The sequence below is a fragment of the Clostridium sp. K13 genome, from assembly GCF_019734195.1.
In the GTDB taxonomy this organism is placed as follows: Bacteria; Bacillota; Clostridia; order Clostridiales; family Clostridiaceae; genus Clostridium.
Genome location: NZ_JAASHM010000009.1, coordinates 1 through 23,584, shown reverse-complemented (window position 1 = coordinate 23,584; position 23,584 = coordinate 1). Strand labels below are relative to the sequence as shown.

Sequence of the window (23,584 nt, the reverse complement as noted above, 5' to 3'; positions counted from 1 at the left end):
ACTTAGAGTATTAGTATAAAGTTATTTAATTGAGGATAATATAATCGAAGTAAAAGTTTTATTAGGAGGAAATAAAAATGTGCACAGCATTAACTTTAAAAACAAAAGATGGATATAATCTATTTGGAAGAAATATGGATTTAGCATATTCATTCAATCAAGCAGTTACCTTATTACCTAGAAATTATGAATATAGAGATAGAGTTACTGGAAATATGAAAAAAAATAAATATGCAATAATAGGTATGGCTAGTATTATAGATGATTATCCAGCATTTGCAGATGCAATGAATGAAAAAGGATTAGGGTGTGCAGGTCTTAACTTTCCTGGATACTTTCATGTAGAAGAAAAGGCTATTCCAGGTAAGAATAATTTAGCTCCATACGATTTAATTCTGTGGATATTATCAAACTTTAAAACTGTAGATGAGGTTTTAGATGAAATTAGAAATGTAGAATTGGTTGCAGTTCCAATTAATGAGAAAACACCACTTCCAACACTTCATTGGATAGTAGCAGATACAAATGGAAAATCTATAGTCATAGAAAAAACAAAAGAAAGTTTAAAAGTTTATGAAAATCCAATTGGGGTTATGACTAATTCTCCAACATTTGATTGGCATTTAACTAATTTAAATGAATATATGAAAACTACTTCTATTCAGCCAGAACCTGTAAAATGGGGAGCTAAGGAATTAAAACCACTAGGAGTAGGTCTAGGAACTAATGGATTACCAGGAGGATGTTCAGGAGTAGATAGGTTTGTAAGAATAGCATATTTAAAATCAAGGCTTTCAGAAACAGAAGACTTAATGACTGGAATAAGTCAATTTTTCCATATGTTAAATAATGTAGCAATGCCGAAGGGAGCTGTTATATCTGATGGTTTAGATGATATAACATTGTATACTTCATGTATGTGTCAACAAAAAGGAATATATTATTATTCAACATATAATAATAATGGAATAAGTGCTATAGATATGAATAAAGAAGATTTAGATGCTAAGGAAGTTAAACAATTTGAATATTTAGATAAATTACATATTACATATCAAAATTAATGTCTACTTAATATATATTTTATATTTAACTTAAACATAGAAAAATAACCTTTATAAATAATATTATTTTAAAGGTTATTTTTTGTATAATATATATAGGTAATGGAGGAGAGATTAAATGTTTAATACTTTAAGTTATATAGGTAAAAAGTTAAATGATGCAGATATAACATGGGGAGTTGGTGCGTCCATACTGTTGAATAGGTTTGGGCTTATAGATAAACCTAATGATATAGATATTTTTGTAAGTATTAATGATATTGAAAAGACTGATGAAATTCTTAAAAGTATTGGTGAAAAGAAAAAATGGGAAAAGACTACAACATACTCAACAAAATACTTTTATGAGTATGTAATAAATAAAGTTGATGTTGATGTAATGGCTGGTTTTGTAGTTAATCATAATAATGGAGCTTTTAGATATATATTTGACAAGGGCTCTATTTCAGAATATAAAGTTATCAATGAAGTTAAGATACCATTTACTTCTTTAGAAGATTGGTATGTTATTTATCAGTTAATTCCTAATAGAAAAGCAAAAGTAGAAATGATAGAGAAATACATTGTATCAAACGGGATTAAAAAATCAATTTTATTAGAAAGAGCATTACAGGGATATTTACCCATAGATGTAAGAGGAAAAGTTGAGGATATATTAAATCAGTACAAAAACTAGAGGATATTTCAAAAGTTGTTACAGAATAAAATAATACTATATTAAGAAATAAAGCTAGTAGAATTTTTAAAAGTTTTACTGGCTTTTTTTGGTTATAAACTTCAATACACCTACCAAGCTATAGGTTAGTTTTTTTTATATTATAGATGTACTTAAAATTGTAATAAAAATCCTTTCAATAACTTTAACTGGAAATTAAATACTAAAAATGGAAAATATAACTTGCTAAGCAAAAGGGTCAAAAGTTAAGATAAACACTTAAAAAATAAGTTAAATTTAAATAATTGAGAATATAGATTTTTACTTATATTGATATTAGTAGTAATATTTATAGAAAGACTGGTCTGGTAATAATTGTGTATAAATTTTTTAATTAATAAGAAAAATTAAGGAGTGTAACTAGTGGAAACTATTAGTATAAAGCTAAGTCGAGAGGTATATAAATGTGATGCAGAAAAAATGGCTAATTGGCTTAGCGATAAAGAAATATCAAGTAATTTAAATGAAGGGGTAAATGCAAGAGAAAATATAATTAATATTATAAATAGAATAGATATGCCTATATTAACTCATTTATTTAATAATAATTGTAGTTTTTTTACTATTAAAAACGCATATGAAACAATAGGTTTTTTAAGATTAATACCGAAAAATGATGGAGTTGAGATAGTAATTGCTGTTGGAAAAAAAGATTTGTGGGGAAAAGGCATAGGGCATAAAGCTGTAGTCGAAGCTTTAAAAAAAGCTTTTTTTGATATGAGAACAGATAAAGTAGTTGCAAAAATAAAAAAGACAAATAAAAGATCAAGAAATTTATTTAAAGGAATTGGATTTATGGAAGTTAAAGAGTTAGAAAGAGAAATTGAATATAGAATAACTAAAGAAATTTTTTTTGAAATGGCTTCATAATGATATAAGTATTAAATTAAGAAAATTAGTATTAATAAAAACAATAAGTTTAACAAAAAATTCTTTGGTGTAGAAAGATATAAAAAATAATGCTATTAGATAAGAGTGGCGAAAGCCACTTTTTTATTATATAAAAAATGAAATTTTATTAGGTATAGATTTAAAAATCTATATCTGAAAAGTAATATAAATTGTATATATCATTAAATATGTAGGGAAAATCTACAGTTTTAATGTTATTAAGGAGGATGATTTTTCATGTTTAAGGTTGATGATTATATAATGTATGGTATGACAGGTGTATGTAAAGTTATAGATATAACTAATGAGAAAGTTGTAAATGGTGAGAAAAGAGACTATTATGTGTTAAGTCCTATTCACCATGATAATACAATAATAAAAATTCCTTTAGATAATAATAAAATTCCAATGAGAAAGATAATTTCTAAAGGAGATGTGACTTCATTGATAAATGATATGCCTAATATGGATACATTATGAATAGATGATGAAAAAAAAAGAAACAACCAATTTAAAATGATGCTTAAAAGTGGCAAATGTGAGGAGCTAATTAAATTAATATTTAATAAGAGGTATGCAAAATCAACTAGTAAAAAATTAAATAAAGCAGACAAGGAGATTATAAAAGAAGCAGAAAGATTATTACATGAAGAGTTTGCAATTATTTTAAATATTTCTCCTAATGAAGTGAATTCATATATAGCAAGTCAAATAGCTTATTGAACCATTTTTAAAAGCCTTAGATAAATATGTTTATGGTATGAATAAATTATCAAAGGCTGATATTAATAAGGTTTTTAAAAAAGAGAAAAAACTTAAATTACCTGATTTAGATTCAGATGCAAAGGTAGTGTATACTGGATGGATTGATGAAAGTACTAAGAAATTATTTATTGTATATAATTTGGATGGTAAGTTTTTAGGGATGGCTTGTAGATTAGCAAAAACAACAAAGAAGAGTAGTAACATTTGTGCTATTTGTAATAGGATGGGTAGTGAAAGAGAAGTTGAATTTCTATCTCCAATATGTAAACCACTTAGTGAAGAGGATTATAAATCATTAGGTTTTTATATTTGTTTAGATAGCAAAGAGTGTAATGAGAGAATTGAATCAGTTGAAAAATTAGAGGATATTTTAAAGGTTGTTAATAGAATAAAATAATAGTATTAATATTGGGATTTAGAAAGGTTGGAGCAAAGATGATAAAACCCATAGTTAAAGATGTTGTGTTTTTATGACAGAAATCAGAGGATGCAACTAAAGCAGATATAAATGTTATTAATGATTTAGTTGATACATTAAAAGCTAATTTAGATGCTTGCGTTGGAATGGCAGCAAATATGATTGGTGTTAAGAAGCGTATTTTAGTGTTTACTATAGGAGGAAGTATTATAGTTCCTATGGTTAATCCAGTAATAATAAAGAAAGAGAATAGATATGAGATAGAAGAAAGTTGTTTATCATTAACTGGATTTATGAAAACAACAAGGTATGAAAAGATTGAAGTTGAGTATTTAGATAAAGATTTTAAAAAGAAAAAACAGGTATTTAGTGGTTTTACAGCTCAGATAATACAACATGAGATAGATCACTTTGAGGGAATAATAATATAGTGAAGTTATAAATTAATAGACATAAAAGAGCAGATTCAAGGAGAAAATCTTTGAATCTGTTTTTTTATTAAAAATATTTCACTTTAATAATATTTTACTATAATCCAATAATATTACTTAAAAAATTTTTTGTATAGCTGATATTATTTTAGTAGAATAAAAAGTTTATTAGGAGATATGAGTATGTGTAGTTATAATAGAAAAATATGTTTTGTAAAAGGTGCTGATATAGGTTGGCTTAAACAAATGGAAGATGAAGGATATAAATTTTATAATGATAATGGAGAAGAAGAAGATTGTCTTAAGATCTTACAAAGTCATGGTATAAATTCTATAAGGTTAAGAGTATGGGTTAATCCAACAGATGGACATTGTAGTAAAGATGAAGTAGTAGAAATGGCAGAGCGTGCTAAGAATATGGGATTTAAATTAATGATAGATTTTCATTATAGCGATTATTGGGCAGATCCAGAAAAGCAGTTTAAACCTAAGGCATGGGAAAAGCATAGTTTTAAAGAGTTAGTTAATGATGTATATAATCATACAAAGGAAGTTTTAAGTGCATTAAAAGAAAAGAGTGTATATCCAGAATGGGTCCAAGTAGGTAATGAAATACCGAATGGAATGTTATGGCCAGAAGGAAAGACAGAAAACTTTAATCAGCTTTCAGAACTTCTAAATAGTGGATATGATGCTGTTAAAGAAATATTCACAGATACAAAGGTAATAATACATCTTGATCAAGGTGATGATAGAAATAGATTTATAGAGTTTTTTGATAAGCATAAAGCTAATGGTGGGAAATATGATGTAATTGGAGTATCGTATTATCCATATTGGGTAAATAAAAACTACAAGGAAACAATAGATAATCTTATGAATAATCTAAATGAGTATATAGATATATATGGAAAAGAAGTTATGGTTTGTGAAATAGGGGGAGAAGATACTGAGATAGAAGATACTTATAATATGTTAAAAGAAGTAATTGAAAGGGTAAGAAGGATTCCACAAGGGAAAGGATTAGGTGTTTTTTATTGGGAACCACAAGGAGCATTTAGCTGGAGTAAATATAAATTAAGTGCATGGGGAGCAGATGGAAAACCTTCAAAAGCATTAGATGCATTTATTTATTAATATGAATAATAGTCAGTTATTATGTTCTCTAGAGTACATTCAACTACTAGTGAAATTTCAGGTGTAAGCATTAAAAGGAGCTTATTGCAATTAGAGGTTTTTGGGCAGTTAAGATTGATAAATATGGAGAAGATATATTAGATATAATTAAATTGTAAGTTTAGATAGAATATATTTTGAGAATGTATAATGAAATAAGTTATGGGGGTAAGTAACGACTCATCTCCAGCAAATAAAAAGCTGCAGATAACTGTAGCTTTTTATTATGTCTAAATATGATAAAATATATAATATAAAGAAAGTATAATGGGGGTAGCGATATTGAAAGAAGGACTCTATGAACAAGTAATAAACAAGGAAATACTCAAACAATTAAATAAAATAGAACAAGAAAATTTCATTATAGATAAAGATAAAATGGACAAAGAAGAAGCCAAAGTAATACTTTCACAATACATTACACAAGTAATAAGAAAATCCCTAAACTACATCAGAGATAAAGAAAAGGAGGATAGCGGAAAACTTATAAAACAAATAGAAGCTTGTAATGACATAATTAACATATTAAGTCAACTATCAAATGAAGAAGATATTAAAAAATATGAAATAGATAAAAATGGAGAAATGCTTAATGCTCTATACTCAAAAATAAATAATAAAAGAGCAATAAATAATAAAGTAGCAGTAAGACCAGTAACTCCATTATCACAAAGTTCACTATTTACAGGATCAGGTCAAGAGCCAAACATGCTAGGAGAATTAAACAAAGAAATACTATCTTGTGATTCAATTGATTTACTAGTTTCATTTGTAAAATGGAGTGGTATTAGATGTATAATGGAAAGTCTTACAGAAGCAACAAGAGAACATAATAAAAAGCTAAGAATAATTACTACATCTTACATGGGAGCCACCGATGAGAAGGCTATAGAAGAATTAAGTAAGCTACCTAATACTGAAATAAAGATTTCATATGATACAAAAAGGACAAGACTTCATGCAAAAGCTTATATGTTTAAAAGAGATACAGGGTTTACTACTGCATATATAGGTTCATCAAACTTATCAAATGTAGCATTAACTTCAGGGTTAGAATGGAATCTGAAGGTTACAGAGCAAGATTCCTTTGATATTATAAAGAAATTTGAGGCTACATTTGAAAGTTATTGGAATGATTCAGAATTTGTATCTTATACTGGAACAGAAGAGGATAAGATACAACTAAGAATTTCTTTAAAATCAGAAAAAAATTATAATGATGAAGATACGTCGTTTGGATTTGATATTAGACCATATGCATATCAAAAGGAAATACTAGAAACTCTTCAAGTTGAAAGAAAGATACATAATAAGTATAGAAACTTAGTAATTGCAGCTACTGGTGTGGGTAAAACTGTTATTTCAGCTTTTGATTATAGAGATTTTTGTAGAGAAAATAAGGGGAAGGCCAATAGACTTTTATTTGTAGTTCATAGAGAAGAAATATTAAAGCAAGCTAGGTCAACATTTAGAGCAATATTAAAAAATAATAACTTTGGAGAATTAATGGTTGGTGGAAGAAAACCAGAAAGCTTAGATCATTTATTTGTTTCTATTCAAAGTTTAAATAGTAAGGATTTATGTGAAATAATATCAGAAGATTATTATGACTTTATAATAGTAGATGAATTCCATCATGCAGCAGCTCCATCTTATCAAAGATTATTAAGTTATTATAAACCAAAAGTATTACTAGGTTTAACTGCTACACCAGAAAGAGCAGATAATAAAGAGGTATTTAGTTACTTTGAAGATAGAATATCAGGAGAAATAAGATTACCTGAAGCTATAGATAGAAAATTATTAAGTCCATTTCAATACTTTGCAGTATCAGATTCTGTAGATTTATCAAAGCTTAAATGGCAAAGGAAAGGCTATAATGTAAGTGAATTAGATAAGGTTTATACAGGAAATGATATAAGAGTTAATAATATAATAACTAGTTTAAATAAATATATTACTGATATAAATGAAGTTGTAGGATTAGGCTTCTGTGTAAGTAAGGAACATGCCAAATTTATGGCTTTAAGATTTAATGAAGCAGGAATTCCATCACTGGCATTAACTGATGAAAGTAAAAAGGAAGATAGAAATACAGCTAAAGAAAGATTAGTTAATGGAGAAATAAAGTTTATCTTTGTTGTTGATATATATAATGAAGGTGTTGATATTCCAGAAATTAATACTATTTTATTTTTAAGACCTACTGAAAGTTTGACAGTATTCCTTCAACAGTTAGGAAGAGGATTAAGATTACATGATAAAAAAGAATGTTTAACAGTTCTTGATTTTGTAGGGCAAGCACATAAAAACTACAGTTTTGAAGATAAGTTTAGAGCATTAATAGGTAAAACAAATAAACCAGTAAAAGATTATGTTGAAAATGGATTTTTAACACTACCAAAGGGATGTTATATTCAACTAGAAAAAGAGGCTAAGGAATATATACTAAGAAATATTAAATCTGCTAGCAATACAAAGACAAATTTATTAAGTAAGTTAAGAAGCTTTAAAAATGATACAGATTTAGAATTAACATTAGAAAATTTCTTAGAGTATCACAACTTATCATTAGTAGATTTCTATGGAAAAACTAGAGATAGAAGTTTTGCTAGAATGTGTGTAATGGCAGAGCAAAGAGAAGATTTTGTAGAGGAAAATGAAATTCAAATAACTAAAAAGTTATATAACTTATTGTTTGTAAACTCAAGAAGATTTATTGAATTTGTTATAAGAGTAATAAAAAATAATGACAATATTTCTAATATAGAACTTACAAGTGAAGAAGGTTTAATGTTAAATATGATGTATTATATTTTCTATAATGATGCACCAGAAAAGATGGGATTAACTTCAATAAAAGAAGGAATAAATAAGTTGTTAAATAATAAAGTAATGATGAATGAAGCTTGTGAAATACTAGAATATAACTTTAATCATCTTAACTTTGTAGATAAGAAAGTAGACCTAGGATTTGATTGTCCTTTAGATTTACATTGTGATTATTCAACAGATGCTATAATGGCTGCCTTTGGATATTATAATGAAGAAAAGAAGCCTGCCTTTAGAGAAGGGGTTAAATATTTTGAGGATAAGGGGATTGATATATTCTTTATTACATTAAATAAAAGTGATAAGGATTTTTCACCATCAACATTATATGAAGATTATGCAATTAATGAAAAGTTATTTCACTGGCAGACTCAAAGTAAAACTTCAGCAGAAAGTACAACAGGAAAAAGATATATTAATCATTTGAAAACAGGAAATAAGATTGCTCTTTTTGTTAGAGAATATAAGAGTAGAGATGGACTTACATCCCCATTCACTTATTTAGGAACTTGTGAATATAGAAGTCATACTGGAAATAAACCTATTAGTTTTGTATGGGAGCTTAATGAAGAAATTCCACCAAGTATGATTAATAAAGCTAATAAGACAATAATTATTTAAAGAAGAGGTAAAGCAAATGAAAACAATAGAAGTAGTTGCAGCAATAATTAAAAAAGAAGATAAAATATTTATAACTCGTAGAAGCTATGGTGAATTTGCTAACATGTGGGAATTCCCAGGTGGAAAGATAGAAGCAGGAGAAACTAATGAAGAAGCATTAATACGTGAAATAAAAGAAGAGCTTGAGTTAGATATTAATAAATTAGAATTTCTAACAACAGTAGAATATGATTATCCTACATTTCATTTAACAATGCATTGTTATACTTGTGAAATATGTGGAGGAACATTAAACTTAAATGCTCATAATGATGCAAAGTGGGTTTCTATACAAGAATTAAGAGGAGAAAAGTGGGTTCCAGCAGATATAGAGGTAGTTAAAAAGTTGATAGAATCTACTAGATAACAATTAGTATGGTTTAAATAAATTATAATTTATTTAGTTGAAGATATGCATGGGAAAGTAAATAAAGAAGCCTCTGGTTAAGTTTACAATCAGAGGTTTTTTGATACCTATTATTAAGTATTTAATAATTTTCTAGCAAACAAAATAATGAGCAAACCACTCATATACATAATTTGGTTTATAAAGATAAGATTGTAATATATAATAAATATATAGAATTATATAAAAAAATTTAAGTAGGGACTAATATTAATAATTGATATTATTATAGGGGATTTATATGGATAATTATGAAAGAGTAGTTTATTTTGATAGACAAAAAAATGCATTTAATCGTGAAATATTGGAAGAATATTTTAAAGAACTTTGTGAATATGAAAGTGAAATTAAAAAAGTAAAAGCTAATGTATTTGATGAGTTAAATCATAAATATAATAAATATGAGTACGATGGCGTAGAGAATAGATATGTACAATTATCACTAGATGAAATTTATGTTAAAAGTAATGGGGAAGGATATATTGGAGCGTTGACAGCTATACTTGGAAAAGAATTTATAAATTCTTACTATAAAGAAAATGGAACAAATGATTTAAGTAATTTAATTACAATATTAAAAATATTGGTTTCGGATGATTATATAATAGAAAGTAAGGATAAGAAAAGTGATTATGAAAAGCAGAAATTAGTATTAAAAAATATTACACTAGGTAAGGTAAATAAGTTTATTTCTAATAATATAAAAAATTTATATATGTTAAAAAATAAAAGTATGGGTTTTAATTTTACTCTTTATAGTAGAAATAAAAATAAATTATTAAAAAATTATATAATAGATCTTATGAAAATTACTGAAGATATAGATATTAGAATAAAGTTGAAAATTATAGTTGATATAATTAAGGGGTAGTGTATGAAGTACAGAGTTTTGAATAAATGCAATCAGTCTAATCCGCCATTTAGAAAGGCAATGTTAAATTTATTATCTTTAAAGGCAAATAATTTATTATTAGGTTATGGCTATATGAGTGACATAATAGTAACTGATAATGAATTTATTAAAGCTATTAAGGAAGGATTTAAAGATGTTGAAAATCCTAGTATTACAATAATAGGGAAGTATGGTTTTAATGAAAAGTGTACTATTGAGGTACTTGAAAGCAATGCAGATAAAATAAGAGATTATTTAAAAGCTGATGGTATAGATGTAGATATTAGAATATTAGTTGCAAGAAATGAAGACTATCATAAAAAGATTGCAATTAAAAAAAATAATTATTCAATACCAGAAGCAGTTATAATAGGAAGTAGTAATTTTTCAGCAAAAACTATAGCTATTAGTAATAATACTAATCAAGAAGTAGATATTTTATTTTGGAGAAGCAATGATCAGTGCAATAAAAGATTCCTTCTAACTAAAGAGGAATTAGAGCAGGAAAATAATTTGTTAAAAAAAGAAATTAATGAATCTATAGAATATATATATGATAGTGCTGTAAGTAGTGGATTTATAAAGGGGTTTACAAATATAAGTATTTTTAAGAAAAGACAAGCTATAGAAAATATGAGCCATAATGATAAAACAAATGTATTAATAGAGCAATATAGAAATATCCAGAGATTAGGGGATTATTTAGAAGAAAATAAATTAAGGTTAAATAACTTTAATTTAGATATTCAATTTAGTGTTGATATAAATATACTAACTTTTGTTCAGAAAGTATCAAATGAAATATATGATCCCAAAAAGAGGTTTGATAAAATATATCCAGTTAAGGATTCTAGTGCTAAAATAGATGAATTAACTAAATATTATGATGATTTTAGAAGTAGGTATATTAAAGTTAATGATAAAAATGCTAAAATGTTAGATTTAAATAGGTAGTTATTTCAAATTGCAATAAGAAGTTGTAGTAAGGAGGAATTAATAAAGATTTTTAATGGAGAAGATTATCATTGGAAGTTTAAGTCTATGGGGAAATATAGTATTGAAACGGAAAATCTATTTCGTAATTTGAGAGATATATGTAAATGCTCTTCATAGTCATAGGCATCAAATGTTTTCTTATAAAAATAAGTACAAAAAAATGATGTCCATATTTAAACTATCCCATGTATTTTTATTAATAGCAAATAGGGGTAGTTCAGCTTGGACATCATTTTAAATCATAATATATTAGAAATTATTATGTATAAATCAAATAGCTGCACTTAATGAAGGCAAAATATTCATTATAGAATGAAGTATCCAGCTGGGAATAATTGAACCAGAACAAAATTTTACTTTTTAGATATAAATTGAAAATGGAAAGTATTTTTACTTGTAATTTGGATAATATTAGTTTATAAGTGAATATATGTTTAATATGCTATAATAGGTAAAAAGGGAGGGGTAAAATGAGAGCTATAAAAGAAAAATGGAATGAAAAACAAACAGAAGAAAAATAAGGTAGTGTACCTAGTTGCTTTAGGAGCTGCTATATTTATTTTTTTAGTTGCAATTTTTGCTTTTCCAATTAAATAAAGTGCAATTAAGCTCTTATTTATTTCAGAATAATATGGTAAATTGGGGTTAGATTATGAGAAGAAACAGGTTTTTATACTTAATATTAATAATAATAACAATAATTTTAGGATTATTATCAAGAAAAGTTTCAGGATTACCACATGTAATATCAACATATTCAGGAGATGTATTATGGGCAATGATGATATTTTTTATTATTGCATTTATATTTAATAAAAAATCGACAATATTTATTATTTCCTGGGCAATAATTTTCTCCTATAGTATAGAAATAAGTCAGTTATACCATGCACCATGGATAGATTCTATAAGAAATACAACCTTAGGAGCATTAGTACTAGGATTCGGGTTTTTATGGAGCGATTTATTTTGTTATACAGTTGGAATTATAATTGGAGCAATTATAGATAGGTTAATAAATTATAAGAAAATTTAACTTTAAATATAGGATAAGCCTACTATATGCTTATCCTATATTTTTTAATTATTTATCTAATAATAATCTTCTCAATTCTGTATAATCACAAATTTCATAAGTAGGCTTTAAATCAGTTTTATTTTCTAATTTATTTGGATTATACCAACAAGTATCTATATTATAATTAATGCCACCTCTTATATCAGAATTTAAATTATCTCCAATCATAAGAACTTCATCTTTATTAAAGGTACCAAGATTGTTTATAGCATGTTCAAATATATCAGGATGAGGCTTGGATATACCTATACTTTCTGAAATTACTATATCTTTAAAATGTTTAGCTATTGTAGATTTTTTAAGTCTTCTTTCTTGCACAGAAGTAAGTCCATTAGTAACAATAGAAAGTATATATTTAGAACTTAAATCTTCTATAAGCTCCATTGCTCCATCAAATAAAAATGATCCATTACCTAAGTGTGTCATATAAATATTTGCAAAGTCATTTTCATCAAAGGTCATATCTAGTTTATCGATTAATCTTTTAAATCTTTCTGTCTTTAATTTTTCCTGAGTAATAAGGCCTTCTTCAAGCTCTTTCCAAATAGCTGTGTTTATTTCTTTATATGTAGCAAAATGATAATTTTCATCGTACTCAATATCTAATTCTAACATAGAATTTTTAAAGGCTTCTTTTTCAGCTTTTTTAAAATCAAATAATGTTTCATCTGCATCAAATAATATAACTTTATACTTCATAAATAAAATTCTCCTATAGTATATATCTAAAATTTCAAACTAATGGAATTATATCCTTTAATGAAAAAAATATCAAATAATTTTAAGGCTATATATTTTTATAGAATGTTATATTGGAAATAATATATAAAGAAATTATAGATAAATTAGAAAGTATAACAAAAACCTTTGTTGTAAGAGGTAATAATGATAAAGACGAATGGGGGCTTACTCTTCCAGAGTATAGAGAAATAGAAATGGATGAAGTTTTAATTTATGTTGCTCATAATAAAGAAGATATTCCTAAAGATTTAAAAGAAGTAGATTTAGTTATCTATGGGCATTCACATAAGTTTTATAATGAGACTATTGATAATATTGTTTATCTAAATCCAGGTGCATGTGGAAGAAAAAGATTTTCATTACCTTTATCTATGGCTATAGTTGAGATAAATTTAGATGATATAAAAATTGAAAAATTTGATTTAAATTAAATAGAAGAAATCTTAGTTGAAAAATAAATAGCTAAGATTTTTTATTATAAGGTATTGGTTATAAATATCTAATAGTTGTATAAATTTGTTTAATAAAGATATATATTGAAATTTAAAATGAAAGTTAGTATAATTTGCTAGTATAAAATATTATCTGGGGGGATAAATAATGAGAAAAAGTTTAATTTTATTATTATCAACAGTATTAACTTTAGGGGGTGTAGGATGTAGTAATAATGATTCAAAAACTATTGATAACAAAATTCCTTATCCAAAAAGCTATGATATTTTAGAGTCAGGAGCATCTTCTTATAATAATATTGGAGATAATGAAAAGAGTACATACTTCACAAGTGTTGATTACTATAATTTAAAATCAAATGATACTTTAACAATTTTAGAGAAATTTAAAACATATCAACAAACTAAAGAATATAGCTGTGGCCCATCAGCAGCGCTAATGGTATTAAATCATTTTGGTGAAACAGGTTATGAAGAATTACAAATTGCAGATATGATGGATTGCCATAAGGATTTAAATGGAAATAATACCGAAGTTCAAGGTGTTGCAAATGAAAGAGGAGAATATGGTACATCAACAGATAGAATGGTACAGTTCTTTGAAGCAATTAATTGGGATGTAACATCAAGTTTAACAGAAGGTACTTTAGAGGGTGGATATACTTTTCAGGATCCAATAGAGTTTAGAGATTGGGTTATAGATAACTTAAAGAATAACACACCTATTATGGTTGAATGGATAGATTGGTCAGGACATTGGCAAGATATTATAGGATATGACACTATGGGAACTGACAACTTTGGAGATGATGTTATAATCTTCGCAGATTCATATGATACATCAGACCATAAGCAAGATGGATATTATATTTATCCAGCAGAAAGATTCTTCTACATGTGGTTAGATAATAGTGTTTTACCAGAAGACCAAAGCGTTCAGCAATGGCTTATAGCAAAACCTAAACAATAGTAGAATAAATAATAATAAGGAGTTAAATCACTAAGGTGGTTTAACTCTTTTTATAATTAAATCAAAGTTTAAGTTAAGTTTTTTTGTAGATTTTAAACTACAAGTTTAATGATTAATTTTTTTCTATACTTTAGAATAGATATATAAAGTTTAATAATTAACTTAATTTGATTGGAGGATGGAATTATGGAACAAATATTAGTGACAAAAGGTCTAAATGAATTAAAACTATTAGATAGTCGTATAAATAGAAAAATAGAAGAAGGTGAATTTATAGCGGCTGCAAAGTTATCAGTACAAAATGTAAATGGAAAGATAACTAAAGAAGCATATAAAGCAAATGCAAAAGCAGATTATCAATCTATAGTAGATTTAATTAAAAGAAGAAATAACATAAAATCAGCTATAATCCAATCAAATGCAGTTACAAAAGTAGATATTGCAGGTAAGATAATGACAGTAGCGGAAGCTATAGATAAAAAGAGTTCTATAGAGTATGAGATTTCATTACTTGAAAAATTAACAATGCAGTATAAAACATCTTCAGATATAATAATAAAAGAAAATGAGAAGGTTGATTATAGTATAGAACAATTACTAAATACAGCTTATGGTAAAGAAGGGAAAGAAAAAATAACTCAAGCAAGCTATGATGCAATTGCTGAGCCTTATCGTAAGGCTAATGAATATGGATTAGTAGATGCTTTAGATGGAGAAAAGCTTATAAAAGAAATGAAGGATAAAATAGAAAGATTTTTATCAGAAGTTGACACAGCTCTTCAAATTTCTAATAGTACAACCATTATAAATATAGAGTAAAGCAATATTGCAATTGTACGTAAATTCTAAATTAAGCCCCCTCCATAAAGGGTTATTATGGAACAATTGAAAATCAGATTTATTATGATGATATTTTAATATAGGATATAGATAATAAATGTTTAATTTTCAATGGTTAATTATCAATTATAAAGAATCAATTCTCTTTTGGATAAATTCTTAAGGTTTAGGATATAATTTTCGATAAAATCCATGAAATAGGTTTTGACAGGATGGCTTATTACTGCTGAATTTTATCCATGGCTGTACAGTTGCAATTTTTATTAATAAAATTGTTGAGAAATTTTTACATATAAGTTAGTATAGATATATGAAATATTAAAATATAGTGGAGGTAGATAATATGGAATTACCGGTTATTGATATGAAAGCTACAGGTGCCAATATTGCTAGGATCAGGAAGTTAAGAGGTTTATCAGTAAAAGATTTGCAGGGATATTTCGGATTTGATGGGCCACAAGCTATATATAAATGGCAATGGGGTCAGTGCCTTCCATCTATTGATAATTTATTTGCATTAAGTAGAATATTTAATATATCTATAGAAGAAATCTTAGTTGAAAAAGGGACAACTAAGATTTCTTTTTTTGTTATAAAAATATAAATTTATTTTAATTTATAAGCAAGGAATTCACCAGCTTGTCCTATTCTCTGGAAGGTTAATAACTTACATACTTTTTCAGAAAGCCTTCCAAATTTTCTATACAATAAGTTAAAGGCCAAATAAGGCATAACTTGTTTCTTACTTTTAGGTATTCTTTTAATTATATTTTTAAAGCTATAAATTTTATTATAAATATCAATATATCCATTATACAATTCATCAGCAGTCATATTTTTAGGTTTAAAAACTACATTAGCTGTATTATAATTTGATAAATTAAAGTCAGTAATTCTACCAGCTTTAAGCATATCATCATAAAGCTTAGTACCAGGATAAGGTGTTAAAATATGAGATGTAACAGTTTCGATTTTATTATCAACTATCCACTTTAAGGTAGCATCAAAAGTTTCCTTGGTATCACCATCTAATCCAAAAACAAAACTAGCATTAATCATAATACCTCTTTTATGAATTTCTGATACTAACTTTTCAAATTGGGTAACATTATTTTGTTTTTTATGAACATTACTTAAAGACTTATTATTTATACTTTCAAATCCAATAAATAAGCTTTCACATCCAGTTCTAGACATAAGATCTAAAAGTTCTGGCATATTAGCAATATTAGCAGTTACAGCAGCATTCCATTTAATTTTTAATGGCTCAATAGCTAATAAAAACTCCTTAGTCCATTTAGGGTTTCCTATAAAATTATCATCTATAAACATAATATGTTTTTTACCAATAGTTTTAATATCTTTAACAACATCTTCTATAGGTCTATTAACATAAAAGTTACTATAAGAATTACAGCTATTATAGCAGAAATCACATTTAAAAGGGCAACCTCTGCTTGTACTAACTACATTACTATACAAATAATCTTTTTTATTTATTAAATTATAAGCAGGTGATACTATTTTACTTCCAGTAATCTTAGTATTGCAGTAATATATCTTTTTTAGACTTTTATTTTCTAAATCTCTTATAATATCAGGCCAAGTTGTTTCGGCCATTCCTACACTAATTACATCAAAGTAATCTAAATAATCTTGGGGAACAGCAGTTATATGTATTCCCCCTACAACTACAGGAATGTTTTTTTCACGGAATATTTTAGCTACTTCGATAGCTCTTGGAAGAACATCAACAGTAACAGTTATTCCTACAATATCAACAGGTTCATTAAAATTTATATCTCTTATATTTTCATTTTCCATAATTATATTATGATCCTTATTTAGTATATTAGCTATTGTAAGCAATCCTAAAGAAGGAGACATTCTAATTTTTAGGTCAGTATCCATAGGTCGTTTATTCATTTTAAGTTGAATCAGCTTAACAATCATAATATTTAAATCCTTTCATATGGATGTATATACTTAATAAATAAATTTTATTATTAAATTTATTGAAAGTCAATAAAGTATTATTAAATAACGGTAATTATTTATTGTTTATACTCTTAAGGACTAAAACTTATTAATAAAAAAATAAAGAGAAATATACCAGGAAAAAATTGCAACATATATAGGAATAGACTTTTTTAATATATAAATTGTAAAGATATTACAATTTATAAAGAATTGTATTATAATATAATTAATATATACATAGTTAGTTCATTAAAAAATTGTAAATTAAGAAACTATGATAAGAAAAATAAAGAATATACAAAATGGTATGAGGATTAGGGGAGAAAAAATATGAAGGTTATTAGTGTATGTAATCACAAAGGGGGATGTGCTAAAACTACAACTGTAGTAAATATAGCAGCAGAATTAATTAATTCAGGTTATAAAGTCTTGATGATAGATAATGATTATCAAGCAAATTTAACAACAAGTGTAGGATTTAAGACAGATAAAGAGTCACTAGTTAATTGCCTTAGAGGAAAAAAGTCCTTAAGAAAAACAATAAAAAATTGCACCATATTAGAGGGGTTAGATATTATCCCTAATAATTCAGAAATTGGTAACGCTGATTTATCTTTAATAAAAATAAAGAATTGTAAAAGAATATTAAGTAAAATGATAGAAGATGAAAATTTAAAAGATGATTACGACTTTATATTAATAGATTGTCCTCCAAGTCAGTCTATTACAACAGTTAATGCTTTAGTTGCTAGTGATAGCGTAATAATACCTATGGAACCATCTTTATTTAATATGCAAGGACTTAAAAACTTATCAAAGACAATAAAGATGATTCAAAAAACATTTAATAAGAAATTAAAGGTTGAAGGAATATTATTAACAAGAGTAGACTCAAGAACAAAGCTAAGCGAATCATTTAGAAAAGAGATAAAAGAGTTTTATTCATATAAGGTTTTTGATACAGAAATTCATCAAAGTAGTATAATAGTAAAAAGTCAAACAAATGGATTACCAGTATCTTTATATGATCCAAGATGTAAAAGTACAAAGGAATATAGAAGTGTAACAGATGAAATATTAAATACATCAATTACTAAGAAAGTCACTAGTATATCAACTATAAAAAGCAAGAAAAATATTAATAGTGAAATACCTAAGGTGGGTTAAGGGTTAACACTAACTAGAGCAGCAGAAATGTTGCTCTTTTTTTATTTATATAGATTAGTGAGTAAGATTATTTATGTAAAGATTAATATTTTTTTATTTTAAAGAATAAATTTTATAGAGAAATAATCTTTTTATAAATAATTAAGGTGAGGATATATGAATTATGATGTTATTGTAATAGGAGCAGGAATATCAGGACTTACGGCAGCTTCTTTATTAGCAAAACGTAACTTAAAAGTATGTGTAGTAGAAGCTCAATACAAACCAGGGGGTTCTTGTGGAATATTCAAAAGAAAAGATGTAGTATTTGAGCAAGGAGCAGCAATGATATATGGATTTAATGAAAGAGGATTCAGTCCACATAGATTTGTTTTTAATGCATTAGAAGAACCCATAGATATAATAAAACATGATGAACTTTATGCTATTAACTTTGGAGAGCATAGAATAATATTTTATCAAGATATAGATATGTTTATAGAAGAATTAGCAAAAGTATTTCCTAAGGAAAAAGAAAATTTTAAAAGATTTTATAGAGATTTATCAAATCAATATATGAAAATAATTGCAGAACATCCAAACTTCATATCACCAGATGCAATGAAAAAAGAACAGGGATTACAAGCTCTATTAAGACATCCAATAGATTATATAAGATTTTTAGGATATATGAATAAAAATACTGAAAGTATATTAAGAAAGTACTTTAAAAATGAAGATGTATTTGATTTATTTGATAAATTAACATCTACATATTGCTATACAAATGTTAAAGAAACTCCTGCAATACTTTCTTCAGTAATGTTTGTAGATAATCATTTTGGAGGAAGCTACTACCCTGCTGGTTCAACATTAAACTTAGTTGGAAAATTAGAAAAAGTAATAGAAGAAAATAATGGACAGATGATTTATAACACTGAAGTAGAAAGAATAATAGTAGAAGATAATAAAGCAACTAAGGTTAAATTAGATAATGGAACCACATTAAGTGCTAAATATATAGTTAATTCAGGTAATGTGTGGAATTTATATAATAAGTTGTTAAAAAATAGTGTAAGGGAAGAAAGTAAGGAGTGGGCAAATTCACTAGAACCATCATATCCATCTGTAGTTTTATTTGCACTTGTAAAGGAAGAAGCAATTCCTAAAGGCACATTACCAATTGAAATGTTAATTGGTGATAAAACTAAGTTAGATGAGGATGAAATAACTGTTTACATTTTAAGTATAGATGATAAAACTCTTTGTAAAGAGGGCTATCATACCATTATGGCAATAGGTCCTACTTTCAAGGAATGGCCAAAGGGATTTAAGAATGAATATAATACTGAAAAATATAGAGAAATGAAAGCAGCAGAGGAAAATAGGGTATTAGATGTTTTAGAAAAAAGATTTCCAGGATTTAAAGAAAATATATGTCATGTAGAAATTAGTACTCCTACTACTTTAAATAGATATGTATTAAAAGAAGGGGGCAGTGTGGCTGGCCCTAAACAAAAACTTGGTCAACATATGTTAAAAAGATTAAAGACTAAGAGTGAGATAAATAATCTTTTTAATTGTGGAGAATCAACGGTTATGGGAACTGGAACACCTGCAGTTACTATATCAGGAATAAGTGCTGCTAATCTTATACTTAGAGAATTAGGACTAGAAGAGTTTGAGTATAAGGATGATATGAAAAATTACGTAAATATAGTTAATAAGCCATTTAAATATGAAGAAATAAAAATAGGTAAAAATGAAGAGGAAGATACAATAGCTAAATTAGCATTAAAGTGTCAATTTTGTGATAAGCCATCATGTGAAAGAGTATGTAAATATAATATTCCTATAAGAGATATAAATAGGAGAGTTGCAGCAGGTAATTTTTATGGAGCTAAGAAGCTTATAAATAATAATCCTTGCTTAAATTGTGAAAGTATTGAATGTGAAAAAAATTGTATTAGAAAAGCCTTTGCTAAGCCAGTAAGTATAAAGGAAATAAATACAAGGCTTTAGGTTGCTCCTTATATGGATATAAGGGGAAGGAGTTAAGGGAAAGAGTTAGTAAAGCACTAAAATTTGTTGGACTTTTAGATGTTGAAAATAAAAAATCTAGTGAGTTTTCAGGAGGAATGAAAAGAAGATTAAATATGGCTTGTGCAATAGCACATAGTCCAAAATTGATAATAATGGATGAGCCAACTGTTGGAATAGACCCTCAATCAAGAAATCATATTTTAGAATCAGTAAGAAAGTTAAATGAAGAGGGAGCTACTATAATCTATACATCTCACTACATGGAAGAAATAGAAGAGTTGTGCAATAACATTTCTATTATGGATGGTGGAAAAATAATAGCAAGAGGTACTAAAGAATATTTAAAATCAAGTATAGTCAGTCAAAATATATGTACCATATATCTGAAAAAAGAGATTCATAATATAAAAAATCAAATAAGTAAAATTGATGGAGTTCAAAAGGTAGAAACACATGATAAGGAAATTAAATGTTACTATTCTCAAGAAGCATATATACTTCAAAAAATTATAAATACAATATCTAATAATAGTGGAATTATAGAAAGTATAGAAAGTGAAATGCCTACATTAGAAAAGGTGTTTTTAACATTAACAGGAAAGCAATTAAGAGATTGATGTAACTGAGGTTAAATATGATATTAATTAGTTTAATAAAAAAAGAAGTCTTACACTTTTTTAGAAATAAATCTAATGTAGCTACAATGTTTATATTCCCAATAGTTCTTATAGTTGTAATGGGATTTTCATTAAATGGTCTTATGAATGTTGATCATAATATATTTGAAAATGAAAAAGTATATTTTAAAGTTAATAATTTAAATAAGGATAATAGGTATTTACAAGTCTTTAATAGTTTTAAAGAAAACTGTGAAAATAATATGAAAATAGAATTTGAAGAAATATTAAATGATAATGAAGCTAAAAGTAATGTTAATAGCTTTCAAGGTCTTGCTTTTATAAATATATATGAAGATAAATATGACTTTTATAGAAATAAAGATAAGGAAAGTACAGCTCAAAAAATATTTAAAAGTGTTTTTAATCAATATCTAGATAGATATGCTGTTATAGATAGATATGCTGTTATAGATAGTATGGTAAGTGAAAATCCTAATATTTTAAATGATATGGTAAAAGAAGCAAGTAGCACAGTAGTAAAGGAAGAGGGAATAAGTAGTAATGGGATAAATTCATTTACTTATTATACCTTTGCAGAGCTTGTATTAATTATATTGTATATATCTCAAATAACTAGTGTATCAGCTTATAATGGAAGAGTTGAAAATACATTATCTAGACTAAAAATATCTAAATCCAGTGATTTTAATATTATATTATCAAAGATAACTTTAGGGATAATAGTAGGTATAATTCAAATAATTATAGTTTATTTTGTTAGCACCGTTTTTCTAAACATTAATTGGGGAGAAAATCTAGTAATAATGTTAATGGTTTTAGTATCTTTAATAATTTTCAGCTCCATTTTAGGAGTTGCTATTAGTTTTATGTTTAAAGATAATAAAGCAGCATCAAGTGTAATCAATACCTTATTAATAGTTTTAGGTTTTTTAGGTGGAGCATATGTTCCAATATCATTAATAAGGGCAAATGAAGTAACTAATATATTATGTCAGATGACTCCAACTTATTGGGCAAATATATCATTATTAAGTTTAAGCTCTGGAATTACAACTAATTATTCAACAATATCAATAGTTATATCTTTGGAATTATCTTTAATATTATTAGTTATATGTATTATTAGCGGTAACATGAGAGCTGGTGATAATATTGTTTAGGATAATGATAAATACTACAAAATTATTACTTAAGAAAAAGAGTTTTATTATTATGGGAATAATAGCTCCTGCAATTGTAATTGTATTTTTTAGTTTTGCTTTTGGTAAGGATATGAATTATAAGATTGGAATAATTGATAAAGATAATAGCTATATTTCAAAAGAGATAATAGATGTTATAAATGATATAGAAGATGTAGATATAACACATATAAGTAAGGATAATTATGAAATTTTACTTGCATCTCATCAGATACAGATAGCAATTATAATTGAAGATAATTTCAGTAATAATTTATTAAATTTAGAAGAGAGTAAAATTACTATAAAATCAATTTCTAATAGTGATGTTAAGGAAACTTTAGTATCTATTATAAAATCAAAAGTAAATAATTTAAGTTTAATAGCTAAAGTAAGTAATAAGAATATAGATACCTTTAAAGAAAAAAATGAAGCTTATAAAAATAACTTACTTGAATATAACTTAAGTGAAGTTGAAGAAAGTAAGCCTGTTATAGAAAACTCTATAGGAATAGTTATAATGATGATATTAATAAGCGGGGCTGCTATAGCTAATTTTTTAATTGAAGATGAAGAACATAATACTAAATCAAGGGTTTTAGTTAGTGGTATAAAGCAATATAAGTATTATATGGCTTTGCTTATAGTATTTTATTTAGTATCTTCTATAAGTAGCCTTATATATTATGTTCTTTGTAAGTTGTTAAATTTGGATTTTGGTATGAATAATACTAATAACTTTTTATTAGTTATGTTATTACTTAATTTAGTAGCTATATCTTTGAATTTATGTATTGTTAGCTTTAGTAGAAATAGATATATTGCTAGTACTGTTAATATATTAATAGTCATACCAACTTGTATGATATCAGGAGTATTTTGGAATTTTGAAATTATGCCAGATTACTTGCAAAAGATAGGAAGCTTAATGCCACAGAGATGGATATATAAATGTATAGAAAATTTACAGATATATGGTAGTTTAACCTCAATACATCAATATATTTTTTACATGATAACTATATCTTTGTTATTGTTTAGTTTTAGCTTATTTATGTTTAGAATAAAAAAAGTATAAAAAGTGAGAATAAAAATATTAAAAATAGTTGAAATTAAATCTATGGAATAATTAGATAATGAAAAGGAAAGTTTAGTTATGGCTAGATTTACATGGAAACAAATATTAAATAACTATAATAGTGCAGTTTTCCTTGAATAATTTTACAGTTAAATAAAAAATGAACTTTAACAAGCTATTTTTAATGA

23 protein-coding genes and 1 pseudogene are annotated in these 23,584 nt (G+C 26.0%); 22 read left to right on the top strand and 2 right to left on the bottom strand.

Annotated features, from left to right (window positions below; translation table 11 throughout):
* Positions 1-77 precede the first annotated feature (77 nt).
* From bsh to HCG76_RS07250, 13 genes and pseudogenes are all read left to right on the top strand, one after another.
* Positions 78-1,064 carry a choloylglycine hydrolase gene (gene bsh, locus HCG76_RS07305; RefSeq protein WP_195244955.1) on the top strand — a complete coding sequence of 329 codons (987 nt, stop codon included), beginning with the start codon at positions 78-80 and terminating at the stop codon, positions 1,062-1,064.
* Between the two features lie 118 nt (positions 1,065-1,182).
* The gene (locus tag HCG76_RS07300; RefSeq protein ID WP_221699694.1) at positions 1,183-1,740 is read left to right on the top strand and encodes a nucleotidyltransferase; all 558 of its coding nucleotides are present in this window, start codon (positions 1,183-1,185) and stop codon (positions 1,738-1,740) included.
* A 402-nt stretch (positions 1,741-2,142) separates the two neighbouring features.
* Complete coding sequence (locus HCG76_RS07295; RefSeq protein WP_221699699.1) at positions 2,143-2,649, top strand: GNAT family N-acetyltransferase; 507 nt, start codon at positions 2,143-2,145, stop codon at positions 2,647-2,649.
* Between the two features lie 258 nt (positions 2,650-2,907).
* The gene (locus HCG76_RS19040) at positions 2,908-3,150 is read left to right on the top strand and encodes a CarD family transcriptional regulator (RefSeq protein ID WP_260458065.1); all 243 of its coding nucleotides are present in this window, start codon (positions 2,908-2,910) and stop codon (positions 3,148-3,150) included.
* Positions 3,151-3,393 (top strand): hypothetical protein, encoded by a 243-nt coding sequence (locus tag HCG76_RS19035; protein ID WP_370778862.1) that lies wholly within the window; start codon positions 3,151-3,153, stop codon positions 3,391-3,393.
* A gap of 37 nt (positions 3,394-3,430) precedes the next feature.
* Positions 3,431-3,832: an FBP domain-containing protein gene (locus HCG76_RS07285; protein WP_221699701.1), complete on the top strand. Its 402-nt coding sequence runs from the start codon at positions 3,431-3,433 to the stop codon at positions 3,830-3,832.
* Between the two features lie 38 nt (positions 3,833-3,870).
* Positions 3,871-4,284: pseudogene (locus HCG76_RS07280) on the top strand (peptide deformylase).
* A 183-nt stretch (positions 4,285-4,467) separates the two neighbouring features.
* Positions 4,468-5,421 (top strand): glycoside hydrolase family 53 protein, encoded by a 954-nt coding sequence (locus HCG76_RS07275; protein WP_221699703.1) that lies wholly within the window; start codon positions 4,468-4,470, stop codon positions 5,419-5,421.
* 321 nt (positions 5,422-5,742) lie between these two features.
* Positions 5,743-8,913 (top strand): DEAD/DEAH box helicase, encoded by a 3,171-nt coding sequence (locus tag HCG76_RS07270; RefSeq protein WP_221699705.1) that lies wholly within the window; start codon positions 5,743-5,745, stop codon positions 8,911-8,913.
* 16 nt (positions 8,914-8,929) lie between these two features.
* Complete coding sequence (gene mutT / locus HCG76_RS07265; RefSeq protein WP_221699707.1) at positions 8,930-9,319, top strand: 8-oxo-dGTP diphosphatase MutT; 390 nt, start codon at positions 8,930-8,932, stop codon at positions 9,317-9,319.
* Positions 9,320-9,599: 280 nt separating this feature from the next.
* Positions 9,600-10,229, top strand: a complete 630-nt coding sequence (locus HCG76_RS07260) for a hypothetical protein (protein ID WP_221699710.1) — start codon at positions 9,600-9,602, stop codon at positions 10,227-10,229.
* A 3-nt stretch (positions 10,230-10,232) separates the two neighbouring features.
* Positions 10,233-11,204: a hypothetical protein gene (locus HCG76_RS07255; RefSeq protein WP_221699717.1), complete on the top strand. Its 972-nt coding sequence runs from the start codon at positions 10,233-10,235 to the stop codon at positions 11,202-11,204.
* A 694-nt stretch (positions 11,205-11,898) separates the two neighbouring features.
* Positions 11,899-12,282 (top strand): ribosomal maturation YjgA family protein, encoded by a 384-nt coding sequence (locus HCG76_RS07250; protein ID WP_221699719.1) that lies wholly within the window; start codon positions 11,899-11,901, stop codon positions 12,280-12,282.
* 48 nt (positions 12,283-12,330) lie between these two features.
* On the opposite strand, the gene HCG76_RS07245 is transcribed toward HCG76_RS07250, so the two are convergent.
* Positions 12,331-13,023: a YjjG family noncanonical pyrimidine nucleotidase gene (locus HCG76_RS07245; protein ID WP_221699721.1), complete on the bottom strand. Its 693-nt coding sequence runs from the start codon at positions 13,021-13,023 to the stop codon at positions 12,331-12,333.
* 113 nt (positions 13,024-13,136) lie between these two features.
* On the opposite strand from HCG76_RS07245, the gene HCG76_RS07240 reads away from it, so the two are divergent.
* The 4 genes from HCG76_RS07240 (at position 13,137) to HCG76_RS07225 (ending at position 15,931) form a co-directional block, all read left to right on the top strand.
* Entirely contained in the window at positions 13,137-13,496 is a 360-nt protein-coding gene (locus HCG76_RS07240; protein WP_221699722.1) for a metallophosphoesterase family protein, read from the top strand.
* A gap of 169 nt (positions 13,497-13,665) precedes the next feature.
* Positions 13,666-14,487: a C39 family peptidase gene (locus HCG76_RS07235; protein ID WP_221699724.1), complete on the top strand. Its 822-nt coding sequence runs from the start codon at positions 13,666-13,668 to the stop codon at positions 14,485-14,487.
* Positions 14,488-14,673: 186 nt separating this feature from the next.
* Positions 14,674-15,306 (top strand): hypothetical protein, encoded by a 633-nt coding sequence (locus tag HCG76_RS07230; protein WP_221699726.1) that lies wholly within the window; start codon positions 14,674-14,676, stop codon positions 15,304-15,306.
* A gap of 364 nt (positions 15,307-15,670) precedes the next feature.
* Positions 15,671-15,931: a helix-turn-helix domain-containing protein gene (locus HCG76_RS07225; protein ID WP_221699728.1), complete on the top strand. Its 261-nt coding sequence runs from the start codon at positions 15,671-15,673 to the stop codon at positions 15,929-15,931.
* Between the two features lie 2 nt (positions 15,932-15,933).
* Here the strand turns inward: HCG76_RS07225 and HCG76_RS07220 are convergent, their stop codons facing one another.
* A complete protein-coding gene (locus HCG76_RS07220; RefSeq protein ID WP_221699731.1) occupies positions 15,934-17,280 on the bottom strand; it encodes a B12-binding domain-containing radical SAM protein in 1,347 nt (448 codons plus the stop codon).
* Positions 17,281-17,637: 357 nt separating this feature from the next.
* Here HCG76_RS07220 and HCG76_RS07215 point away from each other — a divergent pair, with 357 nt between their 5' ends.
* The 5 genes from HCG76_RS07215 (at position 17,638) to HCG76_RS07195 (ending at position 23,396) form a co-directional block, all read left to right on the top strand.
* Entirely contained in the window at positions 17,638-18,474 is an 837-nt protein-coding gene (locus HCG76_RS07215; protein WP_221699732.1) for a ParA family protein, read from the top strand.
* A gap of 156 nt (positions 18,475-18,630) precedes the next feature.
* The gene (locus tag HCG76_RS07210; protein WP_221699736.1) at positions 18,631-20,475 is read left to right on the top strand and encodes a phytoene desaturase family protein; all 1,845 of its coding nucleotides are present in this window, start codon (positions 18,631-18,633) and stop codon (positions 20,473-20,475) included.
* A 116-nt stretch (positions 20,476-20,591) separates the two neighbouring features.
* Positions 20,592-21,113 carry an AAA family ATPase gene (locus HCG76_RS19025; RefSeq protein ID WP_370778585.1) on the top strand — a complete coding sequence of 174 codons (522 nt, stop codon included), beginning with the start codon at positions 20,592-20,594 and terminating at the stop codon, positions 21,111-21,113.
* Between the two features lie 17 nt (positions 21,114-21,130).
* A complete protein-coding gene (locus tag HCG76_RS07200) occupies positions 21,131-22,297 on the top strand; it encodes an ABC transporter permease (RefSeq protein WP_221699739.1) in 1,167 nt (388 codons plus the stop codon).
* A gap of 4 nt (positions 22,298-22,301) precedes the next feature.
* On the top strand, positions 22,302-23,396 hold the full coding sequence (locus HCG76_RS07195; RefSeq protein ID WP_260458071.1) for an ABC transporter permease: 1,095 nt from the start codon (positions 22,302-22,304) through the stop codon (positions 23,394-23,396).
* The last annotated feature ends 188 nt before the right edge of the window (positions 23,397-23,584 follow it).

Excerpts from the sequence above, each read along its gene's own strand:
- HCG76_RS07300 (WP_221699694.1), top strand. The coding sequence starts at position 1,183 with ATGTTTAATACTTTAAGTTATATAGGTAAAAAGTTAAATGATGCAGAT.
- HCG76_RS19040 (WP_260458065.1), top strand. The coding sequence starts at position 2,908 with ATGTTTAAGGTTGATGATTATATAATGTATGGTATGACAGGTGTATGT.
- bsh (WP_195244955.1), top strand. The coding sequence starts at position 78 with ATGTGCACAGCATTAACTTTAAAAACAAAAGATGGATATAATCTATTT.
- HCG76_RS07235 (WP_221699724.1), top strand. The coding sequence starts at position 13,666 with ATGAGAAAAAGTTTAATTTTATTATTATCAACAGTATTAACTTTAGGG.
- HCG76_RS07220 (WP_221699731.1), bottom strand. The coding sequence starts at position 17,280 with ATGATTGTTAAGCTGATTCAACTTAAAATGAATAAACGACCTATGGAT.
- mutT (WP_221699707.1), top strand. The coding sequence starts at position 8,930 with ATGAAAACAATAGAAGTAGTTGCAGCAATAATTAAAAAAGAAGATAAA.
- HCG76_RS07285 (WP_221699701.1), top strand. The coding sequence starts at position 3,431 with ATGAATAAATTATCAAAGGCTGATATTAATAAGGTTTTTAAAAAAGAG.
- HCG76_RS07245 (WP_221699721.1), bottom strand. The coding sequence starts at position 13,023 with ATGAAGTATAAAGTTATATTATTTGATGCAGATGAAACATTATTTGAT.
- HCG76_RS07215 (WP_221699732.1), top strand. The coding sequence starts at position 17,638 with ATGAAGGTTATTAGTGTATGTAATCACAAAGGGGGATGTGCTAAAACT.
- HCG76_RS07225 (WP_221699728.1), top strand. The coding sequence starts at position 15,671 with ATGGAATTACCGGTTATTGATATGAAAGCTACAGGTGCCAATATTGCT.
- HCG76_RS07200 (WP_221699739.1), top strand. The coding sequence starts at position 21,131 with ATGATATTAATTAGTTTAATAAAAAAAGAAGTCTTACACTTTTTTAGA.
- HCG76_RS07275 (WP_221699703.1), top strand. The coding sequence starts at position 4,468 with ATGTGTAGTTATAATAGAAAAATATGTTTTGTAAAAGGTGCTGATATA.
- HCG76_RS07230 (WP_221699726.1), top strand. The coding sequence starts at position 14,674 with ATGGAACAAATATTAGTGACAAAAGGTCTAAATGAATTAAAACTATTA.
- HCG76_RS07255 (WP_221699717.1), top strand. The coding sequence starts at position 10,233 with ATGAAGTACAGAGTTTTGAATAAATGCAATCAGTCTAATCCGCCATTT.
- HCG76_RS19025 (WP_370778585.1), top strand. The coding sequence starts at position 20,592 with ATGAAAAGAAGATTAAATATGGCTTGTGCAATAGCACATAGTCCAAAA.
- HCG76_RS07210 (WP_221699736.1), top strand. The coding sequence starts at position 18,631 with ATGAATTATGATGTTATTGTAATAGGAGCAGGAATATCAGGACTTACG.
- HCG76_RS07250 (WP_221699719.1), top strand. The coding sequence starts at position 11,899 with ATGAGAAGAAACAGGTTTTTATACTTAATATTAATAATAATAACAATA.
- HCG76_RS07195 (WP_260458071.1), top strand. The coding sequence starts at position 22,302 with ATGATAAATACTACAAAATTATTACTTAAGAAAAAGAGTTTTATTATT.
- HCG76_RS07260 (WP_221699710.1), top strand. The coding sequence starts at position 9,600 with ATGGATAATTATGAAAGAGTAGTTTATTTTGATAGACAAAAAAATGCA.